Here is a 12,235-nt window from a genome sequence, read left to right as displayed (position 1 = left end):
GAGGGTGGCCGCCAGGGATGGCGGGCCATAAAAAATTTCCAGGAGAAATTTTTAACGTCGCATCAGCGACGGCCCGTAAGGGGGGGGTTGCCAAAAAACCGCCTCACAGATTATGTCATTCACCCATTTTATGCGCATACGTTCCCATTTATCTATTATTGATGCATCCGCCGCGCCGGGGCCGCGTCGTTCTTGTCACGAATGGAAATAGAAATCGGACAACAGACAACTGGTCAGCCGCTGTTCATCGTGGAATAATCCCTTGATATGAGTAAAAAAGCGTTATCTGTTCAGTTGCGAGCGGCATGTGGCGCCAACGTTGGATCTCCGGCGCGTCACAAGCGGTTCACCCGGTGCGCCAGCGCGTTTTGCGTCGGCGTTTTGCTGTTGTCCGCCACCAGTCAGGCGGCGGATAACCAGGCGCAGCTCAAAAACTTGCAGCAGGATATCGCGGCAAAAGAAAAAAGCGTTCAGCAACAGCGGCAGCAGCGCGGCGCGCTACTCCAGCAATTGAAAAAGCAGGAGCAGTCGATTGCCCAGTCGAGCCGCCAGCTCCATGAGACGCGCAACACGCTGGCCGCATTGAATAAGGAACTGACCGCGCTCGGCGCCTCCATTACCCGGCTGCAGTCGCAGCAGAAAACGCAGCAGAACATCCTGGCCCATCAGCTTGACGCCGCATTCCGTCAGGGTCGGCACAGCGCGCTGCAACTGATTCTGAGCGGGGAAGAAAGCCAGCGCAGCGAACGTATTCTCGCCTATTTCGGTTATCTGAACGACGCGCGTCAGAAATCCATCAACGATCTACAGCAAACGCAAAGCGAACTGGCCGATCAGAAACAGCTGCTGGAGCAGAAACAAAACCAGCAGAAAACGCTGCTGAACGACCAGCAGCAACAGCAGCAGGCGCTGGAACAGGCGCAGTCCGAACGTAAAAAAACGCTGGTCACCCTGGAAAGCTCGCTGGAAAAAGATCAGCGCCAGCTCGCCGAACTGCGGCAGAATGAAACCCGCCTGCGCGATCAGATCGCCCGGGCCGAGCGCGAAGCCAAAGCCAGAGCCGAACGTGAAGCGCGCGAAGCCGCCAAGGTACGAGCGAAAGAGCAGCAGGCCAAACGCCGCGGCGGCAGCTATAAGCCGACGGAAAGCGAACAGTCGCTGATGGCGCGCACCGGAGGACTGGGGCGCCCCGCCGCCCAGGCTTTCTGGCCGGTACGCGGACGGATTGAACACCGTTTCGGCGAACCGCTGCAGGGCGAGTTACGCTGGAAAGGGCTGGTTATCGCCGCGCCGGAGGGAACCGAAGTGAAAGCCATCGCCGACGGCAACGTTCTGATGGCCGACTGGCTGCAAGGCTACGGTCTGGTGGTGGTGGTGCAGCACGGCAAAAGCGACATGAGTTTATACGGCTACAATCAAAGCGCGCTGGTTTCCGTCGGCGCGCAGGTTAAAGCGGGCCAGCCCATCGCGCTGGTGGGCACCAGCGGCGGGCAAAGCCAGCCGGCGCTCTATTTTGAAATTCGTCGCCAGGGTCAGGCGGTCAATCCACAACCTTGGCTGGGAAGATAGTCTTGTCTCATTTAAAATCCAAAATAATTCTATTTTTCAGTTTATTAACGCTATCGCCTTGCCTGATGGCCGGCAAACTTTCCATTGTGATCGATGACTTTGGCTATCGTCCTCATAACGAGAATCAGATTTTAAACCTGCCGACCGCCATTTCGGTCGCGGTGTTGCCCAACGCGCCTTACGCCAGAGAAATGGCGACCAAAGCGCATAACCAAGGGCGCGAAGTGCTGATTCACCTGCCGATGGCGCCAATGAGCAAACAGCCGCTGGAGCGCGATACTCTGCATCCCGGCATGAGCAGCGAAGAGATCCAGCGCATTATCCGCCAGTCCGTCGACAACGTTCCTTACGCCGTAGGGATGAACAACCATATGGGCAGCGCGATGACCGCCAGCCTCCCCGGCATGCAGAAAGTGATGCAGACCCTGAGCGCCTATCATCTCTATTTTCTCGACAGCATGACCATCGGCAGCAGCCAGGCCAGTCAGGCCGCCGTCGGAACCGGGGTAAAAGTGATTAAGCGCAGAGTATTCCTCGATGACTCGCAGAACGAAGCCGATATCCGCCGCCAGTTTAACCGCGCGGTGCAGATAGCGCGGCGCAGCGGTTCCGCCATCGCCATCGGGCATCCGCATCCGTCGACCATCAGGGTGCTACAGCAAATGCTGCCGACGCTGGAGCCTGACATTGTGCTGGTGCGCCCCAGCCAGTTGCTGAACGAACCGGCGCACTACCAACCCCTGCCGCCGTCAGAAACGCAGAAACCGGCCAAACCCCGCAATCCATTCCGCGGCGTGCAACAGTGCAAGGTGAAAAAAGCGCCGCAGCCGGTGAAAGAGGAGGTTATCTTCGGGCTGGTCGCCAGCGGCATCCGCGACAGCGCCGCCGTCACCTTTGTAAAACGCCGATGGCAAACCTGGCTGGCGCCCGCAGAAATCCCGAATAAATAAACCCCGGGCTGCTTGCGGTAAAATGAAATGCTATTATAACGGTCATAAACAGGGTGAGGCGCGGTGCCTCACCGGCAAGATTAACAAGGGTAGATCCCATGATTATCGTTACTGGCGGCGCCGGTTTTATCGGCAGCAATATCGTAAAAGCGCTCAATGACATTGGCTATCGGGATATTCTGGTGGTCGATAACCTGAAAGACGGAACGAAATTCGTCAATCTGGTGGATCTGGATATCACCGACTATATGGATAAAGAGGATTTTATCGCCAGTATCATCGCCGGCGACGATCTGGGCGATATTGACGCCGTCTTCCATGAAGGCGCCTGCTCGTCAACCACCGAGTGGGACGGCAAGTATATGATGGACAACAACTATCAATACTCCAAAGACCTGCTGCACTACTGTCTCGATCGCAACATCCCGTTCCTGTACGCCTCCTCCGCCGCCACCTATGGCGGGCGTAACGATAACTTCGTCGAAGAGCGTCAGTATGAGCAGCCGCTGAATGTCTACGGCTACTCCAAATTCCTGTTCGACCAGTACGTGCGAGAGATTCTGCCGCAGGCCGAGTCACAGATTTGCGGTTTCCGCTACTTCAACGTTTACGGACCGCGCGAAGGGCACAAAGGCAGCATGGCGAGCGTCGCTTTCCACCTGAACAGCCAGATCAAGCAGGGCGAAAACCCGAAACTGTTCTCCGGCAGTGAAAACTTCAAACGGGACTTTATCTATGTCGCCGACGTCGCCGCCGTCAACCTGTGGTTCTGGCAAAAAGGGGTTTCCGGTATTTTCAACTGCGGCACCGGCCGGGCTGAATCATTCCAGGCCGTCGCCGACGCCACGCTGGCGTTCCATAAAACAGGCAGCGTGGAATACATCGAATTTCCCGCCAAGCTGAAGGGCCGTTATCAGGCCTATACCCAGGCGGATCTGACCAAACTGCGCGCCGCGGGTTACGATAAACCGTTTAAAACCGTCGCCGAGGGCGTGGCCGAATACATGGCCTGGCTGAACCGTACCGTTTAAGCGGACAAGGAAGTAGATAAGCGGTATGAAAATCCTGGTCATCGGCCCTTCCTGGGTAGGCGATATGATGATGTCGCACAGCCTGTATCGCACGCTAAAGGCGCAACATCCGCAAGCGGTCATTGACGTGATGGCGCCCGCCTGGTGCCGCCCTTTACTGGCGCGCATGCCGGAGGTCAATCAGGCGCTGGCCATGCCGCTGGGCCACGGCGCGCTGGCGCTGGGCGAACGTCGCCGCCTGGGGATCGCGCTGCGCGCCGCCCGTTACGATCGCGCCTATGTGTTGCCCAACTCGTTTAAATCCGCGCTGGTGCCCTTTTTCGCCAAGGTTGCGCAACGGACCGGCTGGCGCGGAGAAATGCGCTACGGCCTGCTGAATGATATCCGCGTGCTGGATAAATCCGCCTTTCCGCTGATGGTGCAGCGCTACGTCGCCCTGGCCTACGACGGCAACCGTATTCATAGCGCCCAGGATCTGCCGCAGCCGCTGCTGTGGCCCCGGCTGCAGGTCGCCTCTGAAGAAACCGCCGCGATGCGGCAAACCTTCGGCCTGAACGATGCCCGTCCGCTGATCGGCTTCTGCCCCGGCGCGGAATTCGGCCCCGCCAAACGCTGGCCGCACTATCATTATGCCGCGCTGGCGCAATCGCTGATTGCAAGAGGCTATCAGGTCGCCCTGTTCGGCTCCGCCAAGGACCACCCGGCGGGAGAGGACATTCTTCAGGCGCTGACGGAAGAGGCGCGGCGCCATTGCGCCAATCTGGCCGGGAAGACCTCGCTGGAACAGGCGGTGGTGCTGATTGCCGCCTGCCATGCCGTGGTCAGTAATGACTCGGGGTTAATGCACGTCGCCGCCGCGCTCGATCGTCCGCTGGTCGCTCTTTACGGCCCCAGCAGTCCGGATTTTACCCCTCCCTTGTCGCATCAGGCGCAGGTGATTCGCCTGATTAGCGGTTATCACCGGGTACGTAAAGGCGATGCGGAGCAGGGATACCATCAAAGCCTGATCGATATTCAGCCCGACAGCGTTCTCGACGCGCTGGAAAAATACCTGCCGGCCGCGGGAGAAACCCCATGAGGGTGCTGATTATCAAAACGTCCTCAATGGGCGACGTGCTTCACACGTTACCGGCGCTGACGGACGCCATGCTGGCCTTGCCCGGCATTGAGTTCGACTGGGTGGTGGAAGAGGGTTTCGCCCAGATCCCCGGCTGGCACCCGGCGGTGTCGCGCGTGCTTCCGGTGGCTATCCGCCGCTGGAGAAAAAGCTGGTTCAGCGCGAAAACGCGCCGGGAACGCGCCCATTTCAAGCGGCAACTACGCGAATACCGCTATGACGCGGTGATCGACGCGCAGGGGCTGATAAAAAGCGCCGCGCTGGTCACCCGCCTGGCGCGCGGGAAAAAACACGGGCTGGATTACCGCAGCGCCCGCGAGCCGCTGGCGAGCTGGTTCTATAACTACCGCCACCACGTCGACCGCCGGCAACACGCGGTTGAACGGGTACGGGAACTCTTCGCGGCCAGCCTGCACTATAAAAAGCCGGCCGAACGCGGCGATTACGCGATTGCCGCGCGCTTTCTCGCCCAGTTGCCCGCGGACGCCAATCAGTACCTGGTTTTTCTGCACGCCACCACCCGCGATGAAAAGCACTGGCCGGAATCTCACTGGCGCGAGCTGATTTCTCAGCTCGAACCCAGCGGACTGCGGATCAAACTGCCCTGGGGCGCGGAGCATGAACATCAGCGCGCTTTGCGTCTGGCGGCTGGGTTTTCCCACGTCGAGGTGTTGCCGCGTTTAACGCTACAGCAGGTGGCGGAGGTTCTGGCCGGCGCGCAGGCGGTGGTTTCCGTCGATACCGGGTTAAGCCACCTGACCGCGGCGCTGGACCGCCCCAATATCACCTTGTATGGCCCCACCGATCCGGGGCTGATTGGCGGATATGGATTGAATCAGGTGGCGGAACTGTCTGAAAATCGGCAAATGACGGCGATTAGCGCCGGGGAAGTCCGGCAAAAACTGGATCAAATGATAGACTTAACCCCATCAGGCGAGTAATTCCGCTCTCCCCTTGTTGAATAAATAGATGATCAATAATGTAGACTATGATCTGACCAGATCGTCCGGCATAAGCGCGGCCCTCGCCCCCAACGTTATTTTCCCCGGCTGTTTACTGACGTTAGCTATTATGCCGTTCAGCACCATCGTCGCCGGCTGGGTGTTCTACCTAACGGGATCGCTGGCGGTTTTTTACGTCATGACGCACCTGAAAACCATCCTGGCGGCCAAACGGCTGCTGGCGATCCCGCTGTGTTTACTGGTTCTCGGCCTGAGCAACCTGGTCTGGCACCAGCAATACTATCAGCCGGACACCGCCTTTCCCGCGGTTTACGACGCTTATCAAACCTCCGCCCACGCCTGCATTCTGGGGGCATTTATCCTGCTGACCACGCTGCATATCGCCAGGGAGAAGCAAAGATTTCAGTTCCCCTGCATTATGGCGATCTGCGCCCTGACGCTGGGCTATGCCTTTTATCAGTCGGCCTTTAGCGGTATACACCGGGTAAGCCTGATTTTCGGTCCGGCGACCAGCGCCGCCTATTTCATCACTTTTATCGGCGCGCTGAGCGCGCAGGCGCTGTTAACGATCAACTCGCGCTATAAATATTATCTCTATCTGGCGCATTTCCTGCTGGTGACCATTGCGATCATTCTGACGGAAACGCGGGCGGCTATTTTTGTCTATCCGATCGTCGGCGCCATGATCCTGCTATCCGAAGTGCGCCATGATAAGAAACTGCTTATCAAAGCCTTTCTGGGTTCGGTGATGACCATTCTGCTGTGTTCGCTGCTGTTTCACGACACGATTAACAAACGAACCAATGACCTGCTGAACGACATACGCAGTTACAGCATGAATAACAGCAAGACATCGGTAGGCGCGCGCATCGCCATGTACCAATCCGGCATTGAGACGGGGGAAAAAGCCCTGCTTGGGCAATCCGCCGAGCAGCGTTCAGCGCGTATTAGCGCACTGGCGGAGCAAAAGCCTCAGCTAAGCGGCGCGGTAATCTTCCTGAACGTCCACCTGCACAACGAAGCGATCGACGCTTTCTCACTCAAAGGCTTGCCCGGCGCGCTGATCCTGGTGATGCTATACGCGGCGCTGCTCTATTTCTCGTTTTTCATTCTACGCAGCCACCTCTCGGCCGCGCTCCTTTTTGCCCTGATAATGTACGGGCTCAGCGACGTGATCCTCTATTCGCGCGATATGCTGATGGCCTGGCTTATGACCTTCTGCCTCGGCACCACGTTGACCGGCAGATGGCTGCAACGCTAGCGGCGTAAATCAGCGGGCGGAACCCATGCAAGATGACGGGGATAATCTTAATTATCGCTGTGAGAGCATAGCGGCTTTTAGTACCATAGCGGCTAAAATGGCACGTCGATCTCGTGCCGAATAACCTTGTGATAATCCGGAGCATGACCCGCAGTGCATTGGTAGCTGTTGAGCCAGGGGCGGTAGCGTTCTGTTATTTAAGGAAAGTAAGGAAAGCGAGTGAGTCAAAAAGCCCTTCCCTATCATCGGATTCTGGTTGTGAAACTGCGTTTTCACGGCGATATGCTGCTTACCACGCCGCTTATCAGCACGCTGAAAGCCCATTATCCCGCTGCGAAGATCGATGTTCTGCTGTACGAAGACACTCGCCCCATACTGTCGAAAAATCCGCATATCCATCATCTCTACGGCTTAAAAAGAAAAACGGCGAGTTTGCCGGAAAAAATAAAAGAGTTCATTGCGATACGAAAAACGCTCAAGCGGAACCATTACGATCTTATCGTCAATCTGGCCGATCAATGGCCCGTCGCGCTGTTAATCAAATCGCTGGCAAGCCGCAGCATCGCCCTAGACCGCGGCGATAGCCTGAAAGGGAGATGGTGGCGTTCGCTGTTCAGCGAATGCGTACGCCCGCAGGGCGAGCATATTATCGAGCAAAATCGCTCGATGCTGGCGCCGTTGGGCCTGCCGGCGGCACAGCGGAAAGAATGCATGACCCTTGCTTACGGAGCTGAAGAGGCGGAGCGCATTTTCGCCGCGCATCCGCAGCTGCTGGATCAGCCCTACGTGGTGATTCAGCCGACGGCCAGGCAGCTGTTCAAATGCTGGGATAACGATAAGTTTGCCCAGGTTATTGATCATCTGAAACAAAAGGGATGGGAAGTCGTACTGACCTGCGGCCCGTCGTCGGACGATCTCGACATGGTGCGCGACATTCACGCCCGATGCGGACATAAGCCGGATATCACTCTCGCCGGCAAAACCAGCTTCCTGGAACTGGCCGCGTTAATCGACAAAGCGGTGCTTTATATCGGCGTGGATTCGGCGCCGATGCATATGGCGGCGGCGTTAAACACCCCCGCCGTGTGCCTGTTTGGTCCTACCGACCATAAGAAATGGCGGCCCTGGTCGGATAACAGCATCGTTATCTGGGCGGGAGATTATCAGGCCATGCCGGAGCGGCGGCATCTCGACAGAAGCCGCAAGTACCTCTCCTGCATCCCCGCTCAGGACGTGATTCAGGCGGCGGAAAGCCTGGTTGCCGACCGCGGCGGCCAGCAGGAAATAAAGGAATCGCCATGAATATTGCCATCTGCCTGTATAAGTATTTTCCTTTCGGCGGACTACAGCGCGACTTTTACAGTATTGCCCAGGCCTGCGTCACGCAGGGGCACCGCGTCCGCGTTTATGTTTTGTCATGGCAAGGTGAAAAACCGGATAACCTGGAGATTATTCTGGTGCCCGTATCCGGCATCAGCAACCATACCCGCAACCGCCGCTATGCCGAGTGGGTGCGGCGCCATTTGCAGCAGCATCCGGTCGATCGCGTGGTGGGCTTTAATAAAATGCCGGGGCTGGATTTCTACTATGCGGCCGACGTGTGCTACGCGGAAAAAGTGGCGCAGGAAAAGGGGTGGCTCTACCGCCTGACGCCGCGCTACCGCCACTACGCCGCGTTTGAGCAAGCGGTATTCGAACGCGCCGGCCATACCAAAATGCTGATGCTGACTCAGCGCCAGATTGCGGATTTCAAAAAACATTACGCCACGCAGGACGAACGCTTCTTTATTCTGCCGCCGGGCATCGCTCTCGATCGCAAATACGATCGCCGGGCGCCCGACGCCCGCCAGACCTTCCGCCGCGCGCAAGGCATTGACGAAAACGCCGTCGTCCTGCTTCAGGTCGGTTCCGATTTCAAACGCAAAGGCGTGGAGCGCAGCATCCGGGCCATCGCCAGCCTGCCGGACGAACTCCGCCGGCGCGTGGTGTTCCTGGTCGTCGGACAGGATAAACCCGAGCGCTACCGGTCGCTGGCCGCCCAGTCGGGCATTGGGGAAAATGTACGCTTTTTCTCCGGACGCGATGATATCGCGGACTTTATGGCCGCCGCCGATCTGCTGATGCATCCGGCTTATCAGGAAGCCGCCGGCATCGTACTGCTGGAAGCGATTACCGCCGGATTACCGGTGATGGTTACCGAGGTGTGCGGCTATGCTTTCTATATCGACAAGGCGCAGGCGGGGCGCGTCATCCCCGCGCCGTACCGTCAGGACGCCCTGAACGACGCCTTGCGGGACGCGCTGAGCCAGCCGGACAGCTTACGAAACTGGGCGCATAATGCCCGCCATTTCGCCGATAGCGAAGATTTATACAGTTTGCCGGAAAAAGCAGCCATGCTGATTTCAGGCGGCCATAAATAAATGAGCAGCATGATTGAATTAAAACCACCTTTCGCTTCTTTATGGAAAGATAAAGATCCCTTTAAAGAAGTCGACAAACTCGACGGCGATATATTTCGGGCGCTTGAAAGCCGACGCACCCTGCGTTTCACCCTGGGCGACCGGTCGTATTTTATCAAAATACACCGCGGCACCACGCTGAAAGAAGCGCTTAAAAACCTGATTTCGCTCAGGCTGCCGGTATTAGGCGCCGACCGCGAGTGGCATGCCATCCACCGTCTGGCTGAGGTGGGCGTGGACACCATGCGCGGCGTGGGCTTTGGTCAGCGCGGATTAAACCCGTTGCGTCGCCACTCTTTTATTATTACGGAAGATCTTAACCCGGCGATCAGCCTGGAAGACTACTGCGCCGAGTGGCCGCGCCGCCGCCCGCTGTTGCGGGAAAAAAGAGCGATTATCCGCCGGGTGGCGGAGATGGTGCGCAAGATGCACGCCGGCGGCGTTAACCACCGGGATTGCTATATCTGCCATTTCTTGCTTCACCTGCCCTATACGCCGGGCAGCGACGAACTGAAAATATCGGTAATTGATTTGCACCGCGCGCAAATAAGGAAAAGCGTCCCTACCCGCTGGCGAAATAAAGACCTGATCGGTCTGTATTTTTCATCGCTTGATATTGGGTTGACGCAATTGGATATTTTTTATTTTCTGCAAGTTTATTTTAATCAGCCGCTAAACAAGATACTGGAAAGTGAAAAAGCCCTGCTCGGTGAAGCAAAAATTAAAGCAGAGAAGATAAAAATAAGAACCCAAAGAAAATTATTATAATCTTCCACACCATAAATAATGCGAGCAGTAACTTTATCTAATTAATAATTTCACGAGAACATCATGTATTTTAATAGAAAAGATGTTATTTTAAAAAAGATTAATCTTAATGAATCATATAATAAAGAAGATGAATCTCCTGTATTAAATATTGCATATGGAATTGATAAAAACTTTCTTTTTGGTTGTGCCATATCTATCGCCTCAATATTGCTCAACAATAAAAACATGAATTTCGTTTTTCATGTTTTTACTGATTATTTTGAAGATGATAATGTTGAAAAATTTAAAGAACTAGCAAAAAATTACAATACCGAAATTATAATATATATTGTTAACTGTGATGAATTAAAAAAATTACCTAGTACTAAAAACTGGTCTTATGCAACCTACTTTAGATTTATTATTGCTGATTATCTTTATCCTGATATAACAAGGATACTCTACCTTGACGCGGACATAGTCTGTAAAGGAAGTTTAAGTGCATTAAGTAACTATCCGCTAGATACCAATTTTTCAGCGGTTGTCGCAGAAAGAGACAGCCAATGGTGGAGTGAAAGATCTTTAGCTTTAGGTGATGAGAGAATAAAATCGGGTTATTTTAATGCTGGATTCTTGCTCATAAACCTGATCCAATGGAACAGAGAAAACATTAGTGAAAATGCTATGAATTTACTATCCAGAGATGATATCAGGAAAAAGATATCTTACCTGGATCAAGATATATTAAATTTGCTCTTCGTTGGGAAAACGATTTTCCTGAGCGAGGATTACAACCAACAGTTTAGTATTAACTATGAATTAACAAAAAATAAAGAAAAAAGCTACTCTTCTAGAATAAAAAACAGCACTATATTCATCCATTATATCGGACCGACAAAGCCGTGGCATGAGTGGGCCGCAGCCTATCCCAGCACACATTATTTTATGCAAGCCAAAAAACACTCTCCCTGGCGGGACGAACCCCTGATAAAACCGATAACCGTCAGCAATTTTAAATATTGCTCCAAACATTATTTTTATCAAGGGAAAAAACGTTATGGGATTTTTTATTTCATTAAATATTTAATAAAGAAAACAATACATTAATTTTTTACCCAGGATCCAAGATCGCATAATGGAGAAATACTTATGACCACGTTGTTTCTTAAAAGAACAGGGGGTGGACTAAACAATCAAAAGATGATTCTTCTGGCATTGATTATAGAAGCCATTGAACAGCAATCTTCTATTACTTTACCTCATTTCATAAATTTTCTTGCCAAAAAAGACACTTCCACTTTATCAAAAAAAATATACTATTCTTTAATTTACAAAAATTTTCAACGCAACATCCCTATATTTGATATTTTTGACCGTGATTCATTTTTCACTTTTCTGAGAAAATATAATGTAAAAGTCAGGAACTATCACCTTTTCCGTTTTGTATCAAAGCGATGCAACCCGAGCGATCTTTTTTTCAAAGGGGAAGCCATTATCAATGAATTCATTGATAATGAAGATTATAAATATAGAGAACTAATTATAGACTTTTTTAAATATTTAATCCCGTCTGCCGAGATGGAAAAGAAAATTAATTATTTTATCGCACAGTCGGAACCCTACGATGCCGTATGTCAGTTAAGAATTGAAAGTGACTGGCCGTTGGGTATAGAAGACTCCTGGAAAAATAAGTCCTCTACCGTGGCGTCATCACCACTGGAGCGATGCAGAAACATTTTCATCAAGATAAAAAACACGTTACCAGACATCGGTACAATGTATGTTACTTATGATAAAAGCGCGATTACTTGCTCTTTTGAGGAAATAGTGAATCTGGCACAGGAAGAGTTCTCATTCCGTTTGAAAGAAAAAAAATCCTCTGCGGGAGAAGCGATGCATCCAAAGAATTCGCTGGAAGCTTCAGTGGTTGATTTTGAAATTGCAGTGCATAAAGATATTTTTATTGGAACTAATATATCAACGTTTACTTTACTATCGAGTATTACCAGAGTGTGTCGTGGTTTGTCAGATCAAAATCACAGATATCTATATAATATCCCTGGAGACCTATTAGTTCTGGATAAAAAAATCATCCCCTCAGTGAATAAAATCCGCTAACAAACTACCTCCACTAAA

At 53.0% G+C, this 12,235-nt stretch carries 11 protein-coding genes; all 11 read left to right on the top strand.

Features of this window, described 5'->3' with window-relative positions; all coding sequences use genetic code 11:
• The first annotated feature begins 267 nt into the window (after nucleotides 1-267).
• The 11 genes from envC (at nucleotide 268) to EH206_RS00925 (ending at nucleotide 12,217) form a co-directional block, all read left to right on the top strand.
• Nucleotides 268-1,569: a murein hydrolase activator EnvC gene (gene envC, locus EH206_RS00975; protein WP_009110971.1), complete on the top strand. Its 1,302-nt coding sequence runs from the start codon at nucleotides 268-270 to the stop codon at nucleotides 1,567-1,569.
• A 65-nt stretch (nucleotides 1,570-1,634) separates the two neighbouring features.
• Nucleotides 1,635-2,519 carry a divergent polysaccharide deacetylase family protein gene (locus tag EH206_RS00970; RefSeq protein WP_198008308.1) on the top strand — a complete coding sequence of 295 codons (885 nt, stop codon included), beginning with the start codon at nucleotides 1,635-1,637 and terminating at the stop codon, nucleotides 2,517-2,519.
• Between the two features lie 98 nt (nucleotides 2,520-2,617).
• Nucleotides 2,618-3,550 carry an ADP-glyceromanno-heptose 6-epimerase gene (rfaD, locus tag EH206_RS00965; RefSeq protein ID WP_009110969.1) on the top strand — a complete coding sequence of 311 codons (933 nt, stop codon included), beginning with the start codon at nucleotides 2,618-2,620 and terminating at the stop codon, nucleotides 3,548-3,550.
• Between the two features lie 25 nt (nucleotides 3,551-3,575).
• Nucleotides 3,576-4,628, top strand: coding sequence for an ADP-heptose--LPS heptosyltransferase RfaF (gene rfaF / locus EH206_RS00960; RefSeq protein WP_009110968.1), 1,053 nt, complete (start codon nucleotides 3,576-3,578; stop codon nucleotides 4,626-4,628).
• Complete coding sequence (gene rfaC, locus EH206_RS00955) at nucleotides 4,625-5,608, top strand: lipopolysaccharide heptosyltransferase RfaC (protein WP_009110967.1); 984 nt, start codon at nucleotides 4,625-4,627, stop codon at nucleotides 5,606-5,608. Before rfaF ends, rfaC begins: the two co-directional genes overlap by 4 nt.
• A gap of 28 nt (nucleotides 5,609-5,636) precedes the next feature.
• Entirely contained in the window at nucleotides 5,637-6,890 is a 1,254-nt protein-coding gene (locus EH206_RS00950) for an O-antigen ligase family protein (protein WP_009110966.1), read from the top strand.
• Nucleotides 6,891-7,109: 219 nt separating this feature from the next.
• Nucleotides 7,110-8,192, top strand: a complete 1,083-nt coding sequence (gene rfaQ / locus EH206_RS00945; RefSeq protein WP_009110965.1) for a lipopolysaccharide core heptosyltransferase RfaQ — start codon at nucleotides 7,110-7,112, stop codon at nucleotides 8,190-8,192.
• Nucleotides 8,189-9,310, top strand: coding sequence for a glycosyltransferase family 4 protein (locus EH206_RS00940; protein WP_009110964.1), 1,122 nt, complete (start codon nucleotides 8,189-8,191; stop codon nucleotides 9,308-9,310). Before rfaQ ends, EH206_RS00940 begins: the two co-directional genes overlap by 4 nt.
• 9 nt (nucleotides 9,311-9,319) lie before the next feature.
• Nucleotides 9,320-10,117: a lipopolysaccharide core heptose(I) kinase RfaP gene (rfaP, locus tag EH206_RS00935; protein WP_040343576.1), complete on the top strand. Its 798-nt coding sequence runs from the start codon at nucleotides 9,320-9,322 to the stop codon at nucleotides 10,115-10,117.
• 63 nt (nucleotides 10,118-10,180) lie between these two features.
• A complete protein-coding gene (gene waaO / locus EH206_RS00930) occupies nucleotides 10,181-11,206 on the top strand; it encodes a lipopolysaccharide 3-alpha-galactosyltransferase (protein ID WP_009110962.1) in 1,026 nt (341 codons plus the stop codon).
• A gap of 42 nt (nucleotides 11,207-11,248) precedes the next feature.
• A complete protein-coding gene (locus EH206_RS00925; RefSeq protein WP_009110961.1) occupies nucleotides 11,249-12,217 on the top strand; it encodes an O-fucosyltransferase family protein in 969 nt (322 codons plus the stop codon).
• The last annotated feature ends 18 nt before the right edge of the window (nucleotides 12,218-12,235 follow it).

The sequence above is a fragment of the Brenneria nigrifluens DSM 30175 = ATCC 13028 genome (genome assembly GCF_005484965.1).
GTDB classification, from domain to species: Bacteria; Pseudomonadota; Gammaproteobacteria; order Enterobacterales; family Enterobacteriaceae; genus Brenneria; species Brenneria nigrifluens.
The sequence above is the reverse complement of the archived record's forward strand: the minus strand, read 5'-3'. Positions and strand labels throughout refer to the sequence as shown.